Origin of the sequence: Streptomyces sp. NPDC002133, assembly GCF_040296405.1 — a bacterium.
Lineage (GTDB): Bacteria > Actinomycetota > Actinomycetes > Streptomycetales > Streptomycetaceae > Streptomyces.
In genome coordinates, this window is record NZ_JBEOXF010000004.1 from 153864 (window position 1) to 178340 (window position 24477).

Sequence of the window (24477 nt, forward strand, 5' to 3'; positions counted from 1 at the left end):
CTTCACGTCTTCAAGCAGGAGGAGGTGGGTCGATGTCCTGAGGGTGGGTCACCACGGGGGCCGGTAGCCGGTGGTGATCTTCTCGCCCGTGTGCCGCCACTTGGGCTCCTTGTCCACCGTCTTGGCGGTGATCGAGCGGAGTCTGCGGATGAAGGCCCCGTACGCTCCGCTGCCCGTGACGGACAGCCGGGCGCCGGGCGGTTCGTCCATGAACGGCATGAACTTGTCGGGGAAGCCGGGCATGGTGCAGGCGATGCAGATGCCGCCCACGTTCGGGCAGCCGCCGATGCCGTTCATCCATCCGCGCTTGGGCACGTTGCACTTGACGACGGGGCCCCAGCAGCCGATCTTGACCAGGCACTTGGGCGAGTCGTACGTCTCGGCGAACTGGCCCTGCTCGTAGTAGCCGGCCCGGTCGCAGCCCTCGTGCACGGTCGCGCCGAACAGCCAGGTCGGGCGGAGCTTGTCGTCCAGCGGGATCATCGGCGCGGACCCCGCGGCCTGGTAGAGCAGGTAGGTCAGGGTCTCCGCGAAGTTGTCGGGCTGGATCGGGCAGCCGGGGACGCACACGATGGGGATTCCGGCCTTCGACGTCCAGTCCCAGCCCAGATAGTCGGGCACGCCCATGGCACCGGTCGGGTTGCCCTGCATCGCATGGATGCCGCCGTACGTGGCGCAGGTGCCGATCGCGACGACGGCCAGGGCCTTGGGCGCCAGCCGGTCGATCCACTCACTGGTCGTGACGGGTTGTCCGGTCTCCGGATCGTCGCCGAAGCCGCACCAGTAACCCTCCTGCTTGATGGACTCGTTCGGCACCGAGCCCTCGATGACCAGCACGAACGGATCGATCTCGCCGCGCTCCCCCTTGAAGAACCATTCGATGAAGGTGTCGGCGCCGCCGACCGGTCCGCTGTCGAAGTCGATCAGAGGCCAGTGGACCTGGATCTTCGGCAGGCCGGGAAGCGCGCCGAGCGCGATCTCCTCGATGCTGGGCTGCATGGCGGCGGTCAGGGCGACCGAGTCGCCGTCGCAGCTCAGTCCCGCGTTGATCCAGAGGATGTGGATCGGCTTTTCGTCCGTGGCCGCGCCGCCGGACGAGTCCGCGGCGTCGACCGTGGTCGGCGTTGCTGCATCCATGAGGACGCCTCCTGGGGAGGTATGACGACAAAGTCCCGCGTTCGGGACTTCTCTCTTGCTAACAGGCGCCCGGTCCCCCTGCCACCGCGCGCTGCTCCGATGCGGGGCCCTCGGGCGGGGGCTCCTTGCGGACGAACGCGCGGCGGAGCGCGTGGTAAGGCGCGGTGGGGTCGCGGAAAGTGCGCAGCATGCGGGCGAGCTCCTCCTCCCGGTGGCGGGAGAGCGGTTTGACGGCCTCCCGGCGCTCGCTCTCCGCCTTCTTCGCGGCGATGCGGGTCTGCGTCGCGGGAAACGGGGCCAGCCGGGCGGCCAGTGCGCTCACCTCGGCGGTGAACTCCTCCGGTCCGCAGTCGACGACCCGGTCCACCAGACCGGTCCGCAGCGCGGCGGTCGCGGTCATCGGCCGTGCCTCCCGGGTGAGGCGTTCGGCCATCGGCTCACCCACTCGGCGGGGCAGGGTGTACGTCCAGTACTCCGAGCCGTACAGCCCCATGAGCCGGTAGTGCGGATTGAGCACCGCGCCCGCCCGGCACCAGACCTCGTCGGCGGCCAGCGCGAGCATCACCCCGCCTGCCGCGGCATTGCCGCCGACGGCGGCGACCACCAGCCGGTCCGTGGTGGTCAGCACGGCCTCGACCAGGTCGTCCATCGCGTTGATGTTGGCCCAGGACTCGGCCGCCGGGTCGGCGGCCGCCTCGATCACCTTCAGGTGGATGCCGTTGGAGAAGAAGTCCCGCCCGCCGCCCAGCACCAGCACCGAGGTCGGTCGCGAGCAGGCCACCCGGTAGGCGTCGAGCAGCCGCCGGCAGTGCGAGGTGCTCATCGCGCCGCCGGGGAAGGAGAACGTCAGCATCCCGACCTGCCCCTCCTCCCGGTAGCGGATGTCGCTCCAGGTCCGGTGGCGCTCGTCGCGGTGCAGCGGGGCGGGGAGTTCCGGCAGCGGCGGCAGCCGGGCGCCGAGGGCCAGCGTCGCGGGCAGGGCGAACGTGGCGGGGCCCCCGGGCCTGCGGCGGGGGCGCAGCTCGGGGATCCAGACCGCACCGTCCGTCGTCGCCCGGCAGACCGCACCGGCCCGGGTGGCGAGCAGCGCCCCGGGGCGGCCACGCAGCCCGTCCTCCGGGTGGCCGCCGTGGAGGAACCACTCGTCGCCCAGCAGCTCGTCCAGCACACCGGGCTGCGAGTCGGCGGCGCGCAGCGTGCGCAGGACCGTCTGGGTGGAGTCGTCCTCCCAGGAGACGCGCCGGAGCTCCTGGCGGACGTGCGGACGGGTCCTGACGGCCGCCATCGGCAGGCTGCTCTGCGGCTGGGGGGTGTACGTACCGGACGCGAAGCGGTCGACGGCCAGCAGGACCGCGGCCACTGCGGCGTCGGAAACCTCGTTCCGGTACAGGTCGCTCTTGGCGACGGGCGGTAGGGGACAGCTCGCCGTGGCCCACACGTCGCCGGCGTCCATCTCCTCGTCCGCCTGCAGGACGGTGACGCCCCAGCTTCGGGCGCCCTCGTGGATGGCCCAGTCCAGCGACGACGGCCCGCGGTCGCCCACCGGCCCCGGATGGACGATGAGACAGGTGTGTGCGGACCACACGTCACGCGGGATGGCGGCCTTCAGCAGGGGCGCCAGCACCAGGTCCGGCTCGTGCCGGCGGACGGCGTCCCGTACGGATGCTCCGTTCGGGGTCGCTTCCACGGCGACGCTGTGTCCGCGGTCCCGCAGTTCGGCGTGGACTCGCTGCGTGAGGCTGTTGTACGCGCTGGCGACGAGCAGGATGTGCATGGCGGCCTTCCACCGGATCCGGCGGCTCATGGCCGGAGGCTGATCCGGCCGCCTGCGATCGTGGGCCCGTCAGGCCGGGGGCGTGCCGCTGCAGGGCCGGGGTGTCACTCGAAAGCGGGCAGCACAGCCGACCGATCGGCTGCGGGCGACCGGCCGGCGGGGTGCTCGTGCGGAGCCCTCGGCGTGGAGTCCTCGGCCGACCTGTGCGCGGGGACGAGCCGCCCTGCCCGATCTTCCCGGGCCCTCAGAACGCGGCGTACCGCTCCGGCATCGGCAGTTCCACGCCGTCCAGTTCCACCGTGCAGCCGGGCTTGACCCGCACCAGGTGCGGCTGGTGCACCCGAACGAGGAAACTGCGGACGGGTTCGTCCGGCAGCTCGCCGGACAGCACGGTCGTTCCCGTACCGTGCTCACGCCGGTATGCGATCACTTTGCCGTCGACCAGGAGTTCGATACCGCCGTGTCTGCCGGGGCCCACGTTCACCGTGATCGAGTGACTGCCCTGGTCCAGGTGGAAGTGGTGGTTGCGCGACATGGCACACCTCCGCAGTGCCGCCCCCACCTCAGACTAAGTCCGGTCTGAGACACCCGCAGGTGGGGCGGAGGGGACGAGGCGGGCCACGGCAGTCCTCGCGTCGTCACCGGGAACCGGATGTGACGGAAATGTGTCTGTCGTGGGGACAGCACCCGAGGCCCGTACCGACCGGGCGGGCCCGGCCGCCGAGGGGGGCGGAATGAACGCTTGGTCGGTCCCCGGTTACACGGAGACCAGGGAACTCGGTGCGGGCGGCAGCGGCCGCGTCGTCCTCGCCGTCCACGACGCGACAGGCATTCCGGTGGCCGTCAAGTACCTCGGCGAGCGGCTGCGCCGGGACGAGGCCTTCGTACGGGAGTTCAGGTCGGAGGCACGGCTGCTCGGCGGGCTCGACACACCGCATGTGGTGCGGCTGTACGAGTACGTCGAGGCGCCGGAGGGCGCGGCCATCGTCATGGAGCTGGTCGACGGCATCGCCCTGCGCGCCCTGCTGTCGCGGGAGGGGCGCACGGAGCCGGAGCCGGCACTCGTGGTCCTGAAGGGCTCCCTGCTGGGGCTCGCCGCGGCGCACCGGGCCGGTGTGGTGCACCGGGACTACAAGCCGGAGAACGTGCTGGTCGCGGCGGACGGCTCGTCCAAGCTGGCCGACTTCGGTATCGCGGCGCGCCGTGGAACCGAGGTCGGCGTCGCGGGCACGCCCGCGTACATGGCGCCGGAGCAGTGGAGCGGCGCGCCCGCCACGCCTGCGGCCGATGTCTACGCGGCGACGGCGACGTTCTACGAATGCGTCACCGGCCGGAAGCCGTACGCCGGCCAGAACTTCGCCGAGCTGGCGCTGCAGCACACCACCGCTCCCGTGCCGGAGGAGGACGTACCGGAGCCGGTCCGTCCGCTGGTCCGGCGCGGGCTCGCGAAGAGTCCGCAGGAGCGGCCGGCGAACGCCGAGGCGTTCGTGGCGGAACTGGAGGAGCGCGCCAGGGCCGCCTACGGGCCGGACTGGGAGGAGCGCGGGCAGCGCAAACTCGCCGCGCTCGCGGCGCTGTTGCCGCTGCTGTTTCCGTCGGCGAGCGCGCCGCCCGCCACCACGGCGGCGCTCGCCACGACCTCGCTGGGGCCCGGGCGCGGGCACCGGCTGGGTGGTCTGCGGCCCGGCGGGCAGGGGCTGTTCGCCGGGGCGCTCGCGCTGGTGCTGGGTCTGGTGCTGGTCCTGACGGCGCGGGCCGCCGACGAGGGGCCGGGGCGGACGACGGCGCAGGCGGTCGCCACGACCAGCGCCCTGCCGCAGCAGGGCGAACCGGCTTGGGCGCCGTCCTCCGCACCGTCGGAGAGCCCCACGGTGACCGGCTCCCCCACGCCGCCGGAGAGCACGCCGGGGCCGACGCCCACGCCGTCCTCCGCGGTATCCGACGCCCCGTCGGAGCCGCCCGTCACGGAGTCCGTCCCGCCGGTCCCCACGGAGCCTCCCGTCACGTCCGAACCACCGGTCACCTCGAAGCCGCCGACGGTGACCGTCGCCTCCGTCTCCGTCACTTCGCTGCGCCAGACGGGCACGGTGACCGCGAGCGCGACCGTGGAGATCGTGACCGACGGGCCCGGCCCGGTGACCCTCACCCTGAACTGGGCCACCGGCGAGGCGAAGGGCAGCGCAGGCATCCCGGACGGCGCCGGCACCTTCGAGCGCAGCGGCGCCACGCGGTACACGCTCACGGTCGAGCACACGTTCCAGGGCAGCGGCTGCTACTGGAGCCTCCGGGCGGCTACGGCACCGGCCGCGGCGAACGGCGGTTCCGAGCAGCAGATCCTGATCAGGCGGTGCACGATCACATGAGCGACCCGCGGATCCCTGCGGCGTCCGGTCCGGGTCCGGATCCAGGGGCGGAAGCGAGTGCGGCTCCGGCTCCGGCTTCGGCTTCGGCTCCGGCTCCGGCTCCGGCTCCGGCTCCGGCTCCGGGCGACGACTACAGCGCGACCGTACTGGCCAGCCACTGGGTCGAGCGGCCGGCCCCGTCGCGCGAGCACCAGGCGGTCCCCGACCGGGTGGAGGGCGTGGTCCTCCGCTTCGGCCCGGGTGTCACGGCCGCCGCCCGCCCTCGTCACGAGCAGGACAGCACGGCCACCGTCTGGCACGGCACGCTCCCAGACCGGCCTCCTCTGCCTCCCGAGCGTCCCGCCCCGCGGCTCGCGGGCCTGCGCCGCTACACGCTGGCGGCGCTCGTGCTGGTGGCCGTCCTCTGTTTCCTCGCCTGGGAGCGGTACGGGCCGGGCGTAGCCGTACGGCACGTGTCCGTCCGCACCGATCCCTCCGGGCCGGGCTGCGAAGGCACCGCGGACATCACGGCGCTGGTGGACACGGACGGGCGGCCCGGCACCCTGACGTACCGCTGGGTGCGCAGCGACGGCACCACCTCGCAGGAGCTGACCGAACGGCTGGCGCGCGGGCAGCGGCAGGCACATCTGCGACTCCTGTGGACGTTCCACGGCGAGGGCGAGTACGCCGCTCGGGCCGAGCTGCGGATCACCTCGCCCACCCATCACACCGCGGCGGCCGACTTCACGTACTCCTGTCCCTGACGGAGGCTCGCATCCAGCCCCGGCGAGCCGGGTACCGGCCCGTCGCGGGCGGCTCGGCCCTCGGCCCCGCCCCATGGACAGGGTGACGCTGCGGAACACCCGTACCGGCGAGGCTCCGAGGGACGCGGCGACGGTGGCAGCTCCCCGGCCGATCCGCCATCGCAGATGCGAGGTCCTCGGAGGACGCCATGAAGCGGCACGGCGACCGCGCCGCGTATCCGGCCGACTGCGGGGAGTGTGCCTAAGGTGCAGGAGTCACCGCCGGTGCACACCGGCCTTCCGCTCGACGATCAAGGCGCAGCCCATGGCTCTCTCCATCCGCAACCAGCTCCCTGGCACCGTCACCGCGGTCACCACCGGCGAGGCCATGGCGACGGTCAAGGTCCATCTCGCCGGAGGTCATGACATCACCGCGGCCGTCACCGCGGACTCCGTGCGGGAGCTGGGTCTCGAGACAGGCTCCGCGGTCCGCGCCCTGGTCAAGGCGACCGAAGTCGCCCTGGCCACGGGGCCGGTCGAAGGCCTGAGCATCCGCAACCAGATCCCCGGCAAGATCATGGCCATCTCCCACGGCACCGCCATGGCCCGCGTCAGGATGACGGTCGAGGGCGGTGAACTCACGGCCGCGATCACCACGGACGCCGCGGACGACCTCGGACTCTTCGTCGGTTCCTCCGTGGTGGCACTGATCAAGTCCACCGAGATCTCGCTCGCGACGGCCTGACCGTCACGCCCACCCGCCCGGCCCAGGATGGGACGCCGGCGAACGGACGGCCCGCGAATCGGACGGCCCTGGATCGGATGACCGCGGGAGGGGCTTCGGAGCGTGCGTCAGGGCACATCGACGTGCACGTTCGTCGACTTCACCCGGGCCGTGACGGTCACCCCCACCTCGATGCCCAGCTCGTCGACGGACTCCAGCGTCACCAACGACACCAGCCGGTGGGGGCCGGCCTGGATCTCGACCTGCGCGATGACGTCATCGGCGGTCACCACGGTCACGATCCCCGCGAAGGCGTTGCGCACGGAGGTGGAGACCCCGTCCTGGACGGGGTGCGATCCCGCGGCTCGCTCCTTCGCGAACGCGGCCAGGCCCACTCCGTCGATGACCCGGTTGCCGCCCGACCCGTCCCGGTCCATCCGCAGCCGTCCGCCGTCCGCCCAGCGGCGGACGGTCTCCGGACTCACGCCCAGCAGCTGCGCTGCCTGCCCCATGGTGTACGACGGTACGTCCGCACTTCAGATGAGCAGGTGTCCCGCCTGTTCGCCCAGCCGGCGGAGCAGCACTGCCACCCGCTCGTCCTCCGGCGGCAGGATGGTCAGCAGCACGTACGCGCTGCCGTCGGCCTCGAAGCCGAACGGCGCGACGAGCCGGCCGGCCCGGACGTCGTCGTGGACGAGCGCGAGGGGGCCGATGGCGACGCCGAGGCCGCTGGCCGCGGCCTGCAGGCTCAGATAGAAGTGCTCGAAGGTCTGCTCGGTCGCGCCGGCGGGAAGTGCCGTTCCCGCGCAGGCCGCCCAGTCGGACCAGGCCGTCGGCCGGGTGCGGGTGTGCAGCCGCGGCAGGTCCGCGAGGCCGGCGGGCGAGATGAGACCGCGGGCGAGCTCCGGTGAGCACACCGGGCCGATCCGCTCGTCGAACAGGCGGTGTGCCGGCACCCCCTCGGGCAGCTCGAAGTCGTTGCGCCGGATCGCGGCGTCGATCCCCTCACGGTCGAACGGCACGGGGCCGCCGGATGCGACGAGGTGCAGGTCGAGCCCTGGTGCGGCATCGGTGAGCAGCGGAAGCCGCGGGATGAGCCAGCGCATGAGCAGAGTCGGTTCGCAGGACAGCACGAGGGGTCCTGGCGCGACCGCCGCCCGCGTGCGCCGGGTCGCCGAGTTGAGCAGACCGAGGGCGTCGGCGACCTCACGGGCCAGGGTGTGCGCGGCGGGGGTCGGTACGACCGAGCGGTTGCGCCGCTCGAACAGACTCACCCCCAAGGCGTGTTCCAGTTGCTGGATCTGGCGGCTCACGGCGCCGTGCGTCAGATGCAGCTACGCGGCTGCCTTGCTCACGCTCGCGTGCCGGACGGTCGCCTCGAACGCCACCAGGGTCCCCAGCGGCGGCAGATCGCTCCACGTCATGTGTGAGATCTCATCACAGATGGCGTGAGGATTCATCGCTTTACAGCCTGAGCTATGACCAGCAACAGTGGGATCGTCCGGCGGACTCGAGGAAAGGCCCGCGCGATGCAGAAGGTCAGCCTCTCTCACGCATCCGCATCGTTTTCCGACACCTGGAAACCCGAAGGTGGCAGGGGTCGGCCGTGAAACTCGTCAACTTCTCGGCCGTAAAACGACCGAGCGTGTTGGCTCAGTCGTCTACGCCTTGTCGCGCTCCCGACTGCCCCCTACGACAGGGCGGTCACGGGTCGCATCTACCACCGAAAGGCCGTGTTCAGGTCCTTTGTGGTACGGGTCCGTTGACGAGAACCCACGCCGAGCGTGCGCGGTTGCGTACGTTGACCCCGGCGACGTGGTCGGCGGGGCCAGCGAGCCCGCACCGACGACAGCTGAAGGTGTCCCGGGTGGGACGGTTGTGCCTGGCGGTGTGCCCGCATCTGGGGCACATCTGCGAGGTGTAGCGGGGGTCCACCCAGATCACCGGCACTCCGGCCCGCCGGGCCTTGTAGCGGATGTGTTCTTCGAGCTGGTGGAACGGCCAGGAGGAGAGCGCGGCCCGCTGGTCGCGAGAAGGCCGTACCCGGTCACGGATGCCACCCAGTTCTTCGAGGGCGACACCGCGTCCGGTGCGTTGTGCGACGGCCACGATCTCCTTGCTGATCCTGTGATTGACGTGGGTAGCGTGTCGGGCCTCGCGGCGTGCCCGGCGTTTGGCCCGCCGGGTGGCGGACCGGGTCCGCTTCGCCTGCAACTCCGCCCGCTTGCGGGCGTGCCAGCGCCGGTACCGGCCAAGACGACGGCCCTGGTGGTTGGTCCCGTCCGACGTGGTCGCGAGGTTGGCGATGCCCCGGTCCACCCCGATCCAGTCCACCGGGTCGGCATTGAGCGGCGCTTCGGGAATCTCGCAGGTGGCGATCAGGAACCACATGCCGTCCCGGTGCACGAGATCCGACTCGCCCTTGCGGTATTTCTCGAGCATCGCCAGCTGGCCGGGGTGCCCGGTGTACCGGACGTTCCTGATCCGCCCGGCCACCGTCCAGATGCTCACCGTCCGCGCGTCGTGCTGCCAGGACAGGATCCGGTCGTCGTACGGCTGGGCCGCATCAAGCCGGAAGACGACCGGCTTCGACTCCGCACGCCTGCGTCGCCTCGACCCGTTCGGGCCGAGGTTTCCCGCCCTTATGCTGGCGCGCAACGTGGCGTAGGCGTCCACGACCTTCTTCACCACCCGCACGGCCGGCTGGGCAGCCAGCCCGAACTCCGTTTTCAAGCGGGCGTAGACGAGCTTCTGCAGCTCGTTGCGGGTGGTGGTGCCCGTCTCGTATGCCACCACCGATGCGGCATCGGCCGCCCGGTTGCACACGGCCAGGGTCGCCGCCAATGCCGCCGCCACCTCGGGCGACGGCAACAGCTTCACCTGCACCACGACCTTCACCCCTTCAACCTAAGCGCCACCACTGACAACAGCCGAAAGCACAGGTCACGAACAATGCGCAGAGACCTCCGCCGCTTCGCGGCTCCGCTCCAAGGACCCATTCCTCCCCGGCCTGAAGGCCGGGGTATCCAGGGAGAAATCAGGTGAAATTCAGCGGTGAGTTCGTCTGGCACCACCACGAGGAAGAGGACGAGCTCTTCCTCGTGGTGCGCGGAAAGCTGCGGATGCGGCTGCGGGACGGGGACATCGTCCTGAATCCTGGGGAATTCCTCGTCGTCCCGCGCGGTACCGAGCACTGTCCCGTCGCAGAGGAGGACTGCGAGGTCGTGCTCCTGGAGCCCGACACCACGCTCAACACCGGCAACGTACGCAACGCGCGCACGGTCACCGAACTCGACCGCATCGAGCAGGCCTGATGCGGAGCCCAGCACCGACCGCAGATCGGCCACCGCGGCGGATCGCGATTCTCGCCGACGACCTGACGAGTGCCGGCGACGGGGCCGCGCCGTTCCGGGCGGCCGGCTTCCCGGCACGGATCCGGCTCTCCGACGAGGCCGGGAAGCCGGCCGAGGAGCCGGCCGAGGCGACATCCGATGCGACGGCCGCTGCGACAGGGCCCGGAGTGACGGCGGTCGACCTCGACAGCCGGGTGCGACCGGCGGCGCACGCTGCCGAGCGGACCGCCGCCGCGGCGGCCGCGCTGGCCGGTGCGGACGTCCTGCTCAAGACCGTGGACTCGACGCTCCGGGGGCACCTCGCCGCGGAGACCGCCGCCGCCCTGTCGGCGAGCGGTCGTCGTACGGCGGTCATCGCGCCCGCGTTCCCGGCGGAGGAGCGCACGACGGTCGGCGGCGTACAGCTGCTGGCGGGACGTCCGGTGCACGACACCGCGTTCGCACGCGACCCCTTGCATCCGGTGCGCTGCGCCGATCTGACGAAGCTGTTCCCCGGTGCCGTACGGGCCGGCCTCGCCTCGCTTCCCGCAGCGGAGCGGCTCGTGCTGGCCGACGCCGCATCCGACGGGGACCTGGACGCGCTGGTCGCGGCGGTGCCCGATCCGGGGCAGGTGCTGTGGGTCGGTTCGCCAGGTCTCGCCGCGGCGCTGGCCAGGCGTCTGGGACCTGGCCCGGGCGGCCTCCTGCCCGCAGGCGATGCCCCCTCACCCGCGCCGCGCGTCCTGGTCGTTGTCGGCAGCCTCCATCCGGCGGGACGGGAGCAGGCCGCCCGGTTCGCGGCGGTCGGCGGGACCGCTGCCCTCGTACCCGTGACGGACCCCGCGGCCGTCGTCCGCGCCGAGCAGGCACTGGCCGGTCGCGGCAGGGCACTGCTGCAGGGCCCCGAAGTCCGTACGGCGGACTCCGTGCCGGAGGCGCTGGCCCGGGTCGTCGGCCGACTCGCCGCCCGGCAGGCCTTCGACGCGCTCGTCCTCACCGGCGGAGAGACCGCTCGTACGGTCCTGCTCGCGCTCGGAGCCCGGACCGTCGATCTGTCGGGCGAGCCCGAACCCGGCATCGCGCTCGGCCTGCTCGACCGTCCGCGCCGGATCCCCGTGGCCCTCAAGGCGGGCGGTTTCGGCGACCGCGACACCCTCTGCCGTCTCACCGACCTCCTGAGGAGTACGCCGTGCGCCGCCCCATAGCGGTCACCATGGGCGACCCGGCCGGGATCGGTCCGGAGATCGTCCTCCGGCTCGTCGCCGACGTCCGTTGCGACGCCCCCGTCCTCGTCATCGGCGACGAGGGCGTCCTCCGTCGCACGGCTGCCGCGATCGGCCTCGACGTCCCCGTCCGCTCGGTCGCCTCGCCCGACGGCCTGGCGGGGGCCGCCCTCGGTGTCGTGCACGTCCTGTCCGAGACCGCGCTGCCGGACGATCTGCCCCGGGGCCGGGTCGACGGCCGGGCGGGGGCGGCGGCGTACGCGTACGTCGCCAGGGGCACTGCCCTCGCGCTCGACGGCCGGGTCGCCGCGCTGGTCACCGCGCCCCTCAACAAGGAGGCCCTGCGCCTCGCCGGGATCGGGTACCCGGGCCACACGGAGATCCTTGCCGCACTGAGCGGCACCGAGCGGTACGCCATGATGATGGCCACCGACGAGCTGCGGGTCGTGCTCGTCACCATTCACCAGCCGCTGCGCGACGCGATCGACTCGCTCACCGTCGAGGTGGAGCTGGCCACGATCCGGCTCGCCCACGAGGCCCTCCTCGGGGCCGGGTTCGAGGCGCCGCGCGTCGCCGTGGCCGGGCTCAACCCGCACGCCGGGGAGAACGGGCTGCTCGGGCGCGAGGACCTTGACGTCCTCGCCCCCGCAGTGCGGGCCGCGCGCGCCGAGGGGATCGCGGCGAGCGGGCCGTGGCCCGCCGACACGGTCTTCCTGCGGGCGCGGCAGGGCGAGTTCGACGTCGTCGTGGCCCAATACCACGACCAGGGCCTGATCCCGGTCAAGTACCTGGGCCTGGAGAACGGCGTCAACATCACCGTCGGCCTGCCGTTCGTCCGCACCAGCGTGGACCACGGCACCGCCTTCGACATCGCGGGCAAGGGCCTCGCCGATCACACGAGTCTGCTCACGGCGCTGCGTCACGCGCGCACGCTGTCCGGCAGCCGATAGGAAGGGAGGGCCGCGGTGGACTTCATCTTCATGCTCACGCGCGACGACCGGACCGTACGCGACTGTCTGCGGCTCGTCGACGGCTTGGCGGAGCTCCGACTGGCCCACATCGGCTTCAAGGACGTCGGTGTGGACCGGGGAACGCTCGCCGCCCTGCACAGCCGTATCAAGGCCGCGGGCGCGACCAGCAGCCTCGAGGTGGTCAGCACCAGCAGGGAACGGGCCCTGGAATCGGCCCGGATGGCCGTGGACCTGGGCGTCGACCAGCTGATGGGCGGCGTCTGGGTCGAGGAGACACTGGAGCTGCTCAGCGGGACGGGCATCGCCTATCTGCCGTTCCCCGGCGCCCCGTCCGGCCATCCGACCCGGCTCGGCGGCACTTCCGGCGAAGTGGCCGAGCAGTGCAGGCGTTTCGAGGCGGCCGGCTGTGCCGGTGTGGACCTGCTGGCGTACCGTGCCACCGACGCGGATCCGCTGGAGCTGGTCCGCAGTGCCCGCGCGGCGACGACCGGCAGGCTCGTGGTCGCGGGCAGCATCGACAGCCCCGAGCGGATCGCCGCGCTCGAAGCGGCGGGGGTGGACGCGTTCACCGTGGGATCGGCGGCGATGACGGCGTCGTTCGACCCGCGGCTGGGAACGCTCCACGGACAGCTCGCCGCGATCCTGTCCGCGGCGGCGGGAGCTCACTCGGAGCGGACGTCCTCGTAGTCCTGGAAGTCGAAGCCCGGGGCGACGACGCATGTCACCAGCACAGGCTCGTCGCCCGCCGGCTCGGCCGACTGCCAGCACCCACCGGGCACGAGGAACTGCGGCCGCTCGCCCGTCTCCACCGCGCCGCCCAGCACCGCCTCGACGGCGTCCGCCTCACTCGGCTCCGGGCCGTCTCCGCCCAGGCGCAGCCGCAACGGCCCGTCCCCGTGCCACAGCCAGAGCTCGTCCGAGCGCACCCGGTGCCATCGTGATGTCTCTCCGGGGTGCAGCAGGTAGTAGATGCCCGTCGCGAACGGCCGGGCCCCGTCGTATCCGTCGGGGATCGCCTCCGTCCGGGTCCTCCATGTCTCGCGGAACCACCCGCCCTCGATGTGCGGTTGAAGATCCAGGGACTCGACAAGCCCGGAAATGTTCGCCATGGCGCCCATCCTGACGCACCTTCGCCCAGTCCACCGCCCCGGGGCTCCATCGCCCCACCGCCCCCACCGGCCGGGCCGGTGGCGCGAACCGGTCGGCCCCCTTGTCGGTATGTCGAATTCACCGGACAGTACGTGCCATGGCGATCGTTGTGCTGCTGGGAACGCTGGACACCAAGGGTGAGGAGTGCGGCTGGCTGCGGGAACGCCTGCGTCAGCGGGGCGTCGACGTGCTCGTCGTCGACGCCGGCGTGATCGGAGAACCACGGATATCCGCCGATGTGCCTCGCGCCGAGGTCGCCCGGGCGGCGGGCGCCGAGCTGGCGCGGTTGCGGGCCGAGGGCGACCGCGGCGCCGCGGTGACGACGATGGCCCGGGGCGCGGCCGAGACCGTCCTGCGACTGTACGGGGAGGGACGGCTCCACTGCGTGCTGGCCATCGGCGGCAGCGGGGGCACGTCGATCGCGACCCGGGCGATGCGGGCGCTGCCGCTCGGCGTCCCGAAGCTGGTGGTCTCGTCGATGGCCTCGGGCGATGTGTCGCCGTACGTGGGATCCGCCGACATCACGATGATGCACAGCGTCGTCGACATCGCCGGGATCAACAGTGTCTCGGCCCCGATCCTGGCGAACGCCGCCGACGCCGCCGCCGGCATGGCACAGGGCTTCGCGGCGGCCACCCGCACCCGGCGCGCGGCCGTGCCGGGGGCGGACGGCAGGCCCTTGGTCGCGGCGAGCATGGCGGGCGTGACGACACCCGGCGTCGACGCGGCCCGCGAGCGGCTGACCGAACTCGGCTACGAGGTCCTCGTCTTCCACACCAGCGGCGCCGGCGGCCGCATCCTGGAGTCGCTGGCCGGGCAGGGGCTCTTCGCGGGCGTCCTCGACCTGACCCTCAGCGAGCTCGCCGACGACCTCGTGGGCGGGATGCTCTCCGCGGGCCCCGGCCGGCTGACCGCGGCCGGGCGCCACGGCGTCCCCCAGGTGGTGAGCCCCGGCGCCCTCGACATGGTGAAGTTCGGCCCCCTCCACACGCTCCCGGAGCAGCACCGGCGGGAGGACCGCCGTGTGCGGGTGCACAACCCGTCCATCACCGTCATCCGCACGACCGCCGCAGAGTGCACCGAACTCGGCCGGCGGGTGGCCGCGAAGCTCCGCGCCGCCACCGGCCCGGCGGCCGTGTGCATCCCGCTGAGAGGGCTCTCCACGCTGGGTGCCCCGGACGGGCCGTACCACGATCCCGCCGCCGACGAAGCGCTCTTCACCGCGCTGCGGGAGGGGCTGCGGGACAGCGCCGTCGAGGTCCGGGAGGCGGGCACCCACATCAACGACCCCTCGTTCGGCCGCACCGCCGCGGACCTGCTGCACCGCATGATCACCGGTTCGGGCGAGGTGTCGGCGGCGGCGTGCGCGTGAGGCACGTCTGCGGGGCGCGGTTCCGGCCGCCGGGCGCCGTGTCGCGGCCACGGCCGACCCGCGCAGCCGGTTCGCCTCGGACAGCCCCGGCCCGCGTGCCCTGCACGGCCGAAGGGCCCGGGCTGCCACAGCAACGGCGGCGTCCCAGGCCCACGGCCACCCGGGACACACATCGCCGTACCGGCCCCGAGCGCCCGCCCACCTCGGCCGTACACCGTCCCGGCACCGCGCTCGGACCGGTACGAGTGGGCCGGGCCGGGCGGCGGACCCACAGTGCGCCGAGGCGGGCCAGGCAAGGCCTTGGGCGGCACCCTGTACGCCCCGAGCGGTCCGCAGCAGCGTGCAGTGGCGGCCGCGCTCCCGCCGGCCCTGGCCGCCCGGGACGCGGACTCCCGTCCCGGGCGCCCGCCGGTGGCTTCCAGGGGTGCGTTGACGACCTCTCCTACGAAACGTCGGGGCGTCGGGGCGTCGGGCCGGCCGCCCGTGCGTACTGGCGGCGGATTTCTCCCGCCCTCGCCGGAGCGGGGCAGGGCTCTGCCCCGCGCCGGCGAGGCCCTCCGGAGCCCTTCCGGCACTTGAGAACGGGCACACCCCGCCCACTGCGCGGACCAGGGGCTCCGGGGCCCGTCCCCCCGGCGCAGCCGCATGGCGACAGAGCCGGGAAGGGGGGCGAGGTGCGAAAGGGCCTCGTGCAACGGCCCCACCCGCGCCCACGCCCGCGGAGGGCGGCGCAGCTCCGGCCGTCCGGCGACAGCGCGCGGCCGCCGCGGCCCTCGGCTGCTGTCGAAGGCGAGGCGCACGACCCTCAGCAGGTCGCCCCCGCCACCGGATCGACCCCGACAAGATCGCCGCCCCGCTCGGAGCAGTCATCCAGCAGCCCCCGAAAGGCGCGTCGTTCCGTCACGAGCACAGACCGCTGCGTCACGCCATCGGCCCTCAACCAGGCGAGCATGCGCCCTGTGAGCCATCTCACAGGCCCAAGACGCGGGCTCTGCGCCGGGTCGGGCCCAGAGAGCGGCATGCCCGTATAGCCCCATCGGGCACACCGGTGCTAGAAAGAACACCGTGATCAGGCGCTTCGACCGATTCCGGGGCGTATCGGTTCGGCCACTGATCGGCAAGCGCCCCAGGAGCGTCGCCGGGCAGGTCTTTGTCCTCCAGGTGGCGGTCGTGGTCCTGCTTGTGCTCGGGGCGATCCTCGCCCTGGTGCTGCAGACCCGGAGCGACACCGAGCGCGAGGCCCGGAACCGCTCGGTCGCCGTTGCGGAAACGTTTGCGCATGGCCCGGGGCTGCTGGCCACCCTGAAACTGCCGGATCCCTCCCGGGTGCTCCAGCCGATCACCGAGGAGACCCGCCGGGCGGCGGGCGTGGACTTCATCGTGGTGATGAACACCAATGGGATCCGCTACACGCATCCACAGCCGGACCGGATCGGACAGCGCTTCGTCGGCACCATCGAACCGTCGCTGAGGGGCGAGGTTCTGCTCGAGAGCGTCCAGGGGCCACTGGGCCATGAGGTGCAGGCGGTGGTCCCCGTCACCGACCGGCAGGACCGGGTCGTGGCCCTCGTCTCCGCCGGCCTCACTGTCAAGAACGTGACCGGCACGGTGAACCGTCAGCTCCCGGTCATTCTCGGCGCCGGCGCCGCGGGCCTCGCCCTGGCCACCGCCGGTACCGGGCTGGTTACCCGGCGGCTGAAACGGCAGACGCACGGCCTCGGGCCGACCGAGATGACCCGTATGTACGAACACCACGACGCCGTCCTGCACGCCGTGCGGGAGGGAGTCGTCATCGTCAGCGGCGACGGCCGGCTGCTGCTCGCGAACGACGAGGCCAAGCGGCTCCTGGGGCTGGGCCCCGACGGCGAGGGCAAGACCGTGACGGAGCTGGCGGGGCTCGACCCCGACACCACCGAGCTGCTGGCCTCCGGCCGCACGGCGACGGACGAGGTGCACACGGCGGGAAACCGGCTCCTCGTGGTGAACCAGCGGCCCACCGACGGCCCCGGCGGCCCCCTGGGCACGGTGGCGACCATTCGCGACTCCACGGAGCTCCAGGCGCTGACAGGCAAGGCGGACGTCGCCCGCAACCGCCTCCAGCTCCTGTACGACGCCGGGGTGTGCATCGGTACCACGCTCGACGTCACCCGTACGGCCGAGGAGCTGGCCGAGGTCGCGGTCCCCCGGTTCTCGGACTTCGTGACCGTCGACCTCGCCGACCCGGTCCTGCAGGGCGAGGAGCCGAACGGGTCGACCTCGGCCGTGCGGCGCACCGCCGTCTCCGGCATCCGCGACGGCCATCCGCTCTACGAGCGCGGCAGGCTGATCGCGTTCCTCCCGTCGACACCGCAGGCCATCGGACTCGGCAGCGGACGGGCGGAGCTGGTGCCCGACCTGTCCGACGCGCCCGGCTGGCAGGCCCAGGACCCGGAGCGGACGCTGGGGGTCGTCGAGTACGGCATCCACTCGCTGATCACGGTGCCGCTGCAGGCCCGCGGTGTCATCCTGGGCGTGGCCAACTTCTGGCGCTCGGAGAAGCCCGAGCCGTTCGACGAGGACGACGTCTCACTGGCCGAGGAGCTGGTCGCCCGCGCCGCGGTGTCCATCGACAACGCCCGCCGGTACACGCGCGAACACGCCCTGGCCGTGACCCTGCAGCGCAGCCTCCTCCCGCGTGCTCTGCCCGAGCAGAGCGCGGTCGAGGCGGCGCACCGCTACCTGCCCGCGCAGTCCGGGGTCGGCGGGGACTGGTTCGACGTGATTCCGCTGCCGGGCAGCCGTGTGGCGCTGGTGGTCGGCGACGTCGTCGGTCACGGACTGCATGCGGCCGCGACGATGGGCCGGCTGCGCACCGCCGTGCACAACTTCTCCACTCTCGACCTGCCGCCGGACGAGCTCCTCGGCCATCTCGACGACTTGGTCGGGCGCATCGACCAGGACGAGCCGGGCGCCGACAGCGTCTCCGAGGGCGGGCCGTCGATGACGGGTGCCACCTGCCTCTACGCGGTCTACGACCCCGTGTCCCGCCGCTGCGCCATGGCCCGGGCCGGACATCCGCTGCCCGCGCTGGTCCACCCCGACGGCACCGTCGAGTTCCCCGAGCTGCCGGCCGGGCCGCCGCTGGGGCTGGGCGGCATGCCCTTCGAGACCGCGGAGCTGGACATCGCCGAGGGCAGTCGGCTCGTCTTCTACACCGACGGCCTGATCGAGGACCGCAGCCGGGACATCGACGTCGGGATCGAACTGCTGCGCCGGACTCTCGCCCGCGCCGACCGCACACCGGAGGAGACCTGCCAGGACGTGCTGGGCGCCCTGCTGCCCGCCCGTCCGAAGGACGACGTGGCCCTGCTCATCGCCCGCACCCGGGTCCTCGGCCCCGACCGGGTCGCCGAATGGGAGGTGCCGTCCGACCCCAGCGCGGTCTCGGGCATGCGCGCCGAGGCCGTGCGGACCCTCGAGGACTGGGGTCTGTCCGATGTGGCCTTCGGAACCGAGCTGATCCTCAGCGAGCTGCTCACCAACGCCATCCGCTACGGCTCCGGGCCGATCCGGGTACGGCTGATCCACGACCAGTGCCTGACCTGCGAGGTGGCCGACGGCAGCAGCACGTCCCCGCATCTGCGGTACGCGGCCACGACGGACGAGGGAGGCCGCGGACTGTTCCTGGTGGCCCAGATGGCCGAGCGCTGGGGCGTGCGCTACACCCCCGAGGGAAAGATCATCTGGGCGGAGCAGTCCCTGCACGGCGCCCCGCCCCACATGGAGGCGGCGGCGCTGCTCGGCTTCACGGACAGCGAACTCCTCTGAGCCGGCGCGGCCGCCGCCGCGACGGACGGACCCGCGCCGGCGCCCGGCGCCCCCGCACCGCCGGTTCGCCTCGCCGAATCGTCACGACCGCCTCGCCGGCTCGTCAACCGCCTCGTCAGGGCCGAGGAACTCGCCGCCGCCCGGTCACTGCGCCGGCTTCGGAGGCGCGTAGAACGCCGTCGTCGCCTGCACCGCCGCGGCCACCACATCGGCCGGTGCACCCGACGCCCCGTACGCGGCACCCCAGGCCTCACTGCTGCGGGCCATGAACTCCCGGGCCTCGTCGGACGCCTCCCACTCCGACGGGTCGCCGATCGAGCCGCCCCGCAGGTGCAGTCCGAGCCCGAGAACGCTCAGATCCCAGCCCACGCCGACCGCGCCGGGGCCGAACTGGTCCCACATCTCCGGCGGGACGACCGCGACATGCTCCAGCTCGAACACCGTCCGCTCGTCGCCCTCCGGCGTCAGCCGCACCTCCACCTCGCTGAACCCGGGGTTCTCGCCGAACAGCCAGCTCACCTTGAGCAGCTTGGGCGGCTCGCAGCGCAGGATCTCCCCGCTCGCGTTGCCCTCCAGCCTGTAGTGGCCGCCCAGTTCGAACTCGCCGCTGACCGGGAGGAACCAGCGCCTGATCCGCTCGGGATCGGTGCACGCGTCCCACACGTCCTCGGCCGTGGCGTCGTAGGTGCGGCGCAGCAGGACCGTGCGGGCCTCGCCCTCGGCCACGGGCCGCATGCCGACCTCGCGGTGGATGTCGTTGATCTGGTCGACGATGTCGCTCATCGCTGCTCTTCCTGGTTCTCGTTCTCGTTTTGTCCGCGGCGCTCGCGCTTGCCTCGCGCGAGCTCGGTACCGAGCGCGTCCAGCCGCTGCTCCCAGAAGCCGCGGAACCGGTCGAGCCAGGCGTCCACCTCACGCAGGGGCGCGGAATCCACGGCGTAGAGCCGCCGGGTGCCCTCGGCGCGCACCGAAGCGAAGCCCGACTCGCGCAGGACGCGCAGGTGCTGCGAAACGGCGGGCTGCGAGATCCCGAACTCGTCCCGAATGACGGAGCTGACCGTGCCCGATGACTGCTCACCGTCGGCCAGCAGCTCCAATATCCGGCGCCGTACCGGATCCCCCAGTACATCGAAGGCGTGCACGGGCCCGACTATGGCATGTGCCGCTTATATAAGTCAACGCTTAACAATGCACGGCGCGACGCACGGTGCTGCGGATCGCCCGCACACCCGGGCGGAGTACGTGCGGCAGCCCCGTCGTGCTCCCCGCGTTCCACTGGGGAGATGCCAGTGATTTCGGTCGTCGTCCCGTGCTTCGACGAGAGCGAGGTGCTCGGCGCCTTCCACGACGCGCTGACCGCCGCGCTGGAGCGGACCGGGGAGCGCTTCGAGATCTGCTATGTCGACGACGGCAGCACGGACGGCACCGTGGAGCGCCTGCGGGACCTGGCCGCGGCCGCTCCGCAGGTGCGCTACACCTCCTTCAGCCGCAACTTCGGCAAGGAGGCGGCCATGCTCGCCGGGATGCGCATGTCCCGGGGCGCCGTGGTCGTCCTCATGGACGCCGATCTGCAGCACCCGCCCGAGCTCGTCCCCCGCATGCTGCAGCTGCACCGGCACGGCTACGACCAGGTCGTGGCGCGCCGCGACCGCACGGGAGAGGGCATCGTGCGGACCGTGCTCAGCCGCGCCTACTACCGCCTCGTGCGCCACTTCACGGACGTCGAGATCGTGGACGGCGCCGGCGACTTCCGGCTGCTGTCGCGCCGCGCCGTGAACGCCGTGCTGTCCCTGCCCGAGGGCAATCGCTTCTCCAAGGGACTGTTCTCGTGGGTCGGCTTCGACACGGTCAGCTTCACGTACCCGAACGTCCGGCGTGCCGGTGGGCGCTCCAAGTGGGGCGGCCGACGACTGATCAACTACGGCATCGACGGACTGCTGTCCTTCAACAGCCGTCCCCTGCGCCTCGCGATCCACACCGGTCTGTGGCTGTTCCTGTCCGCCGTCCTCTACGCGCTGTGGATCGTCGCCAACACCGTCCTGAACGGGGTCGAGACACCGGGATACGCGACCCTCATCACCGCCGTCGTCGCGCTCAGCGGAATCCAGCTCGCCACGCTCGGCGTCATCGGCGAGTATGTCGGGCGGATCCACCACGAGGCGAAGCGGCGACCGCACTATGTGGTGCGCGAGACGGACCGGTCGGGCCCCGCCCGCGGCACGGCCGGACTGCCGCCGTCGGCCGTCGCACGCGTGCGGCCGGAGCCGTGACGGCACGTGACGGGACGCCCACGGCCAGAACCAGGACTTCCGGCCTGTGGCGGTTCACCCTCTTCCAGTTCACCCTCTTCGCCGCGATCGGACTCGCCAACACCGGCGTGTACTTCGCCGTGTACGCCGTGCTGAACATCTGGCTGCCCTATCTGGCCGCCCACGCCGTGGGCTACGCGGTGAGCCTCACCGGCTCGTTCCTGCTCAACTCGTACATCACCCTCCGGACCAGGCCGACCTGGCGTGCCTTCGTCCGGTATCCCCTGTCGGGCCTGGCCAATCTCGTGGGAAGCGGGGTACTGCTCCATCTCGCCGTGACGAGGCTGGGCATGGACGAGCATCTCGCCGCGCTGGCCGCGGGTGTGCTCGTCACCCCGCTCTCGTTCCTGCTCGCCCGATGGGCCATCACGTCCGGCACGAACGAGCGCGTCACGGAGGGCGCGTCGAGTAGGTGACCCGGTCCAGGCGGTAGTAGTCGGCGACACACCGCGCCGGCCACGGGAGGCGCCCCTGGGCGCGGAAGGGTTCGAGCATGCCGCTCACCGGCAGCGGGGTGTACGGGAGGACCGTCGCGCCGCCGGCGGCACCGGCGCGCAGCCACGCGTCCTGCCGGTCCCACTGCTGCGCCCGGACGCGCATGTCCTGGCCCAGCTGGTGGAGCGGAACCGCGAGCCCCACCACGGTGATGGCGTACACCGCCGCGGCCGCTGCCGTCGCCACGCCCGCCCACCGCTCGTGCGTACGGGTACGCAGTGCGCGCCCCAGGAAGGCGCCCGCGGCCACCAGGAGCGCGACGTACAGCAGGAGGTAGTCGTTCCAGGTCCGTTCGGCGGACACCACGCGGGGGCCGAAGACGGGATAGGTGACGACGGTGCAGAGGTAACCGGAGACGAGGAAGGCGAGCGCGCCCGAGCAGAGCAGCAACCGCCCGGCGGGGCGCAGGATCCTGGGTGCGGTCGGCCCGGGGCCGGGCGCCCTCGGCCGCCACAGCAGCCCCAGCAGCACTCCCGCGGCGACGGCTCCCGCGTACTGCCAGGTCGTCAGGACGGTCTCCAGGATGCGTGCGTAGGCGCGCGCCGCGGCGAGCAGGGTCTCGGGGGCGACCATGGAGGCGGTCTCGGCGCCGAACCGTTCGCGGCGCCGGAGCGATCCGGGCGAGGTCACCAGTACGGCCGTGCCGATGGCGACGCCCGCGATACCGAGCAGGGCCCAGCGCCGGACGTGGGCCCGCATCCGCGCGGTGACGATGCGGCCGCCGAGCAGAACGACCGTGCCGAGCACCACGAGCGCGACGACCGAGGTCTCCTCGGAGAGCGTGCCCACGAAGATTCCCGCCACCAGGACGACGGCCAGGGCGGCGATCCTGCCCCGGCGGCTCCGGGCGCGCAGCAGTGGAATGACCGCCGCGCAGGCGAGCACGGGGGCGAGCGTGTGCGAGACGGAGGCGGCGGGCCAGTAGTACGTCTTGTACGTGTTGGGCGTGGCGAGGAGGAACACCGTGGTGACCATCGCAGCCACGAGCAGCGGCACTCCACGCGGCGTCACCAGGCCCGCCCGGCGCAGCAGGAGCACGGTGATGGACCGGAGCAGCGCGAGGACGAGGACCCCGCCGGCCAGGGCGAACCACTGGTGCCCGGCAACCGGGAACTGCGCGTAGAGCCCGACGAGCAGGCCGTTGCCGATCCGGCCGTTGTCGGTGACGTAGAACTTCCCGATCAGACCGCCGATTCCGTGGTCACGCACGACGGGCAGGAAGCACCATTCGTCGGCGCTGGGCCTGACATGGCGTCCGAGCCAGGCGGCGTACGCCAGCAGCCCGAGAGGCAGCAGGGACATCGCCACGGTCCAGGACAGCAGCCGTGAACGCGGGACGGGGGGCCCGCCCGGTTCCGGCGGGACGGTGACGCTCTTCGCGCCGACGGCCATGGTCGCACTGCCTCTCGGACACCCCCTTCACCGCCGGGCGCCCGGCGGGCCCTTCCCACTCGACGTCAGGTCGTCGCCGCCCGCAACCGGCGGCGGTCGGGCGGAGCAATCGCGGCCTGCCGCGGAGCGGGGCGTGAACCGTCACTTCGGAACGATGTGCTCGCCCGGCGCCGCCGCCTCCGCGACCGCGTCGACACCGACCACCGCTCCCGTGGACTTCTTGCCGCGCCGCAGCCGCCCCTCCAGCCAGGCGGCGAAGGTGGTGAGGGCGAAGTTCAGGACGACGAAGACCACGGCGACGACCGTGAAGCTGGCGATGGTGTTCGCCCCGTAGTTGGCGCTCATGGGCCGGACCGATGCCAGCAGCTCGGAGAAGCCGAGCAGCGCACCGCCGAGTGCCGTGTCCTTCACGATGACCACGAGCTGGCTGACGATCGCGGGCAGCATCGCCGTGACCGCCTGCGGCAGCAGTACGCACCGCATGGTCTGACCCTTGCGCATGCCGATCGCCTTGGCCGCGTCGGTCTGGCCGCGGGGCAGGGAAAGGATTCCCGCCCGTACGACCTCGGCGAGCACCGAGGCGTTGTAGAGGACGAGACCGGTGACGACCGCGTAGAGCGGGCGGTTGTCGGGACTGACGTCGGTGAACTCGGAGTACGCCGCGTTGGCGAACAGCATCAGGATGAGCACAGGGATGGCGCGGAAGAACTCCACGAACGCGCCGGCGGCGGCGCGCACCCACCCGTGGTCGGAGAGCCGGGCGATGCCGAAGAACGCTCCGAGCGGCAGGGCGATGACCATGGCGAGGGAGGCGGCGATCAGGGTGTTCTCGAGCCCCGGCCAGATGTAGGTGCTCCAGATGCGCGGGTCGGTGAAGAACGGCTCCCATTTGGCCCAGTCCAGCTGGTTCTTGTCCGCGAGGCTCTGGGCCACCCACCACAGCAGCGCGGCGAGGGCGACCAGGAAGACGACCGTGCAGAGGGCGTTGCGCCGCCTGGCGCGCGGCCCGGGGGCGTCGTAGAGGACGGAGGTCATCGCTTCACCGCCACCTTCTTGCTCACCCGGCCGAGGAACAGCCCGGTGGGGAGGGTGAGGCAGATGAAACCGACCGCGAAGATGGCGGAGATGAGGATGAGCTGGGCCTCGTTCTCGATCATCTCCCGCATCAGCAGGGCGGCCTCGGCGACACCGATCGCGGCAGCCACGGTGGTGTTCTTGGTCAGCGCGATCAGCACATTGGCGAGCGGCCCCACCACCGAGCGGAAGGCCTGTGGAAGGACGATCAGCGTCAGCACCTGGGTGAAGCCCAGGCCGATGGCGCGCGCCGCCTCGACCTGGCCGACGGACACCGTGTTGATGCCGGACCTCAGCGCCTCGCAGACGAACGCGGCGGTGTAGGCGATGAATCCGAGCACGGCGAGCCGGAAGTTGATCCCCTCGAACGTGTCCGCGCCGAGACTCACTCCGAGCGTCTGGAACAGGCCCAGTGAGGTGAAGACGATGATGACCGTCAGCGGGATGTTCCGCACCACGTTGACGTACGCGGTGCCGAAGCCGCGCATCAGGGGCACGGGGCTGACCCGCATCGCGGCCAGCAGGGTCCCCCAGACCAGTGCGCCGACGGCGGAGTACAGCGTCAGCTGCACGGTCGCCCAGAAGGCCCCCAGCAGGTCGTAGCCCTCGAGGAAGTCGAACACGGTCCGATGC

Annotated in this window: 23 protein-coding genes; 11 read left to right on the forward strand and 12 right to left on the reverse strand. The window is 72.3% G+C overall.

Annotation, left to right across the window (positions count from 1 at the left end; all coding sequences use genetic code 11):
* Positions 1 to 48: 48 nt before the first annotated feature.
* The 3 genes from ABT078_RS07115 to ABT078_RS07125 all read right to left on the reverse strand — a co-directional run bounded on the left by ABT078_RS07115 (position 49) and on the right by ABT078_RS07125 (position 3446).
* Positions 49 to 1137, reverse strand: a complete 1089-nt coding sequence (locus ABT078_RS07115; protein ID WP_351224697.1) for an NADH-quinone oxidoreductase subunit B family protein — start codon at positions 1135 to 1137, stop codon at positions 49 to 51.
* Positions 1138 to 1195: 58 nt separating this feature from the next.
* The gene (locus ABT078_RS07120; protein WP_351225060.1) at positions 1196 to 2911 is read right to left on the reverse strand and encodes an enoyl-CoA hydratase-related protein; all 1716 of its coding nucleotides are present in this window, start codon (positions 2909 to 2911) and stop codon (positions 1196 to 1198) included.
* A 244-nt stretch (positions 2912 to 3155) separates the two neighbouring features.
* Entirely contained in the window at positions 3156 to 3446 is a 291-nt protein-coding gene (locus tag ABT078_RS07125) for a hypothetical protein (RefSeq protein ID WP_351224699.1), read from the reverse strand.
* A 199-nt stretch (positions 3447 to 3645) separates the two neighbouring features.
* Here ABT078_RS07125 and ABT078_RS07130 point away from each other — a divergent pair, with 199 nt between their 5' ends.
* From ABT078_RS07130 to ABT078_RS07140, 3 genes are all read left to right on the forward strand, one after another.
* Positions 3646 to 5274, forward strand: a complete 1629-nt coding sequence (locus ABT078_RS07130) for a serine/threonine-protein kinase (protein WP_351225062.1) — start codon at positions 3646 to 3648, stop codon at positions 5272 to 5274.
* A complete protein-coding gene (locus ABT078_RS07135; protein WP_351224701.1) occupies positions 5271 to 6017 on the forward strand; it encodes a hypothetical protein in 747 nt (248 codons plus the stop codon). Before ABT078_RS07130 ends, ABT078_RS07135 begins: the two co-directional genes overlap by 4 nt.
* Before the next feature lie 304 nt (positions 6018 to 6321).
* On the forward strand, positions 6322 to 6741 hold the full coding sequence (locus ABT078_RS07140; RefSeq protein WP_351224703.1) for a TOBE domain-containing protein: 420 nt from the start codon (positions 6322 to 6324) through the stop codon (positions 6739 to 6741).
* Positions 6742 to 6848: 107 nt separating this feature from the next.
* On the opposite strand, the gene ABT078_RS07145 is transcribed toward ABT078_RS07140, so the two are convergent.
* The 3 genes from ABT078_RS07145 to ABT078_RS07155 all read right to left on the reverse strand — a co-directional run bounded on the left by ABT078_RS07145 (position 6849) and on the right by ABT078_RS07155 (position 9618).
* Positions 6849 to 7232: a TOBE domain-containing protein gene (locus ABT078_RS07145; protein ID WP_351224705.1), complete on the reverse strand. Its 384-nt coding sequence runs from the start codon at positions 7230 to 7232 to the stop codon at positions 6849 to 6851.
* A 24-nt stretch (positions 7233 to 7256) separates the two neighbouring features.
* Positions 7257 to 8054, reverse strand: a complete 798-nt coding sequence (locus ABT078_RS07150; protein WP_351225064.1) for a LysR family transcriptional regulator — start codon at positions 8052 to 8054, stop codon at positions 7257 to 7259.
* Positions 8055 to 8457: 403 nt separating this feature from the next.
* Complete coding sequence (locus tag ABT078_RS07155) at positions 8458 to 9618, reverse strand: RNA-guided endonuclease InsQ/TnpB family protein (protein WP_351224707.1); 1161 nt, start codon at positions 9616 to 9618, stop codon at positions 8458 to 8460.
* 143 nt (positions 9619 to 9761) lie between these two features.
* Between ABT078_RS07155 and ABT078_RS07160 the strand changes: the two genes are divergently transcribed.
* Genes ABT078_RS07160 through ABT078_RS07175 form a run of 4 tightly spaced genes read left to right on the forward strand, consistent with a single transcriptional unit; the run spans position 9762 to position 12933 of the window.
* Complete coding sequence (locus ABT078_RS07160) at positions 9762 to 10034, forward strand: cupin domain-containing protein (protein ID WP_351224709.1); 273 nt, start codon at positions 9762 to 9764, stop codon at positions 10032 to 10034.
* Positions 10034 to 11257: a four-carbon acid sugar kinase family protein gene (locus ABT078_RS07165; protein WP_351224711.1), complete on the forward strand. Its 1224-nt coding sequence runs from the start codon at positions 10034 to 10036 to the stop codon at positions 11255 to 11257. Before ABT078_RS07160 ends, ABT078_RS07165 begins: the two co-directional genes overlap by 1 nt.
* A complete protein-coding gene (gene pdxA, locus ABT078_RS07170) occupies positions 11242 to 12225 on the forward strand; it encodes a 4-hydroxythreonine-4-phosphate dehydrogenase PdxA (RefSeq protein WP_351224713.1) in 984 nt (327 codons plus the stop codon). The genes ABT078_RS07165 and pdxA overlap by 16 nt, the downstream gene beginning before the upstream one ends.
* A 15-nt stretch (positions 12226 to 12240) precedes the next feature.
* Positions 12241 to 12933, forward strand: a complete 693-nt coding sequence (locus ABT078_RS07175) for a hypothetical protein (RefSeq protein WP_351224715.1) — start codon at positions 12241 to 12243, stop codon at positions 12931 to 12933.
* On the opposite strand, the gene ABT078_RS07180 is transcribed toward ABT078_RS07175, so the two are convergent.
* Entirely contained in the window at positions 12909 to 13355 is a 447-nt protein-coding gene (locus ABT078_RS07180) for a cupin domain-containing protein (protein ID WP_351224717.1), read from the reverse strand. The genes ABT078_RS07175 and ABT078_RS07180 overlap by 25 nt on opposite strands.
* A gap of 137 nt (positions 13356 to 13492) precedes the next feature.
* On the opposite strand from ABT078_RS07180, the gene ABT078_RS07185 reads away from it, so the two are divergent.
* Entirely contained in the window at positions 13493 to 14767 is a 1275-nt protein-coding gene (locus ABT078_RS07185; RefSeq protein WP_351224719.1) for a Tm-1-like ATP-binding domain-containing protein, read from the forward strand.
* Positions 14768 to 15832: 1065 nt separating this feature from the next.
* Complete coding sequence (locus tag ABT078_RS07190; RefSeq protein WP_351224721.1) at positions 15833 to 18574, forward strand: SpoIIE family protein phosphatase; 2742 nt, start codon at positions 15833 to 15835, stop codon at positions 18572 to 18574.
* Between the two features lie 144 nt (positions 18575 to 18718).
* Here ABT078_RS07190 and ABT078_RS07195 read toward each other — a convergent pair whose 3' ends face one another.
* Together ABT078_RS07195 and ABT078_RS07200 are read right to left on the reverse strand one after the other, a co-directional pair.
* Complete coding sequence (locus ABT078_RS07195; RefSeq protein ID WP_351224723.1) at positions 18719 to 19357, reverse strand: SRPBCC family protein; 639 nt, start codon at positions 19355 to 19357, stop codon at positions 18719 to 18721.
* Entirely contained in the window at positions 19354 to 19716 is a 363-nt protein-coding gene (locus ABT078_RS07200; RefSeq protein WP_351224725.1) for an ArsR/SmtB family transcription factor, read from the reverse strand. The genes ABT078_RS07195 and ABT078_RS07200 overlap by 4 nt, the downstream gene beginning before the upstream one ends.
* Before the next feature lie 141 nt (positions 19717 to 19857).
* On the opposite strand from ABT078_RS07200, the gene ABT078_RS07205 reads away from it, so the two are divergent.
* Together ABT078_RS07205 and ABT078_RS07210 are read left to right on the forward strand one after the other, a co-directional pair.
* Positions 19858 to 20844, forward strand: a complete 987-nt coding sequence (locus ABT078_RS07205) for a glycosyltransferase family 2 protein (protein ID WP_351224727.1) — start codon at positions 19858 to 19860, stop codon at positions 20842 to 20844.
* Positions 20841 to 21299, forward strand: coding sequence for a GtrA family protein (locus ABT078_RS07210; protein WP_351224729.1), 459 nt, complete (start codon positions 20841 to 20843; stop codon positions 21297 to 21299). Before ABT078_RS07205 ends, ABT078_RS07210 begins: the two co-directional genes overlap by 4 nt.
* On the opposite strand, the gene ABT078_RS07215 is transcribed toward ABT078_RS07210, so the two are convergent.
* The 3 genes from ABT078_RS07215 to ABT078_RS07225 all read right to left on the reverse strand — a co-directional run bounded on the left by ABT078_RS07215 (position 21274) and on the right by ABT078_RS07225 (position 24467).
* Positions 21274 to 22770 carry a DUF6056 family protein gene (locus ABT078_RS07215; protein WP_351224731.1) on the reverse strand — a complete coding sequence of 499 codons (1497 nt, stop codon included), beginning with the start codon at positions 22768 to 22770 and terminating at the stop codon, positions 21274 to 21276. The genes ABT078_RS07210 and ABT078_RS07215 overlap by 26 nt on opposite strands.
* A 141-nt stretch (positions 22771 to 22911) precedes the next feature.
* Complete coding sequence (locus ABT078_RS07220) at positions 22912 to 23805, reverse strand: amino acid ABC transporter permease (protein WP_351224733.1); 894 nt, start codon at positions 23803 to 23805, stop codon at positions 22912 to 22914.
* Positions 23802 to 24467 (reverse strand): amino acid ABC transporter permease, encoded by a 666-nt coding sequence (locus ABT078_RS07225; protein ID WP_351224735.1) that lies wholly within the window; start codon positions 24465 to 24467, stop codon positions 23802 to 23804. Before ABT078_RS07225 ends, ABT078_RS07220 begins: the two co-directional genes overlap by 4 nt.
* Between the last annotated feature and the right edge of the window lie 10 nt (positions 24468 to 24477).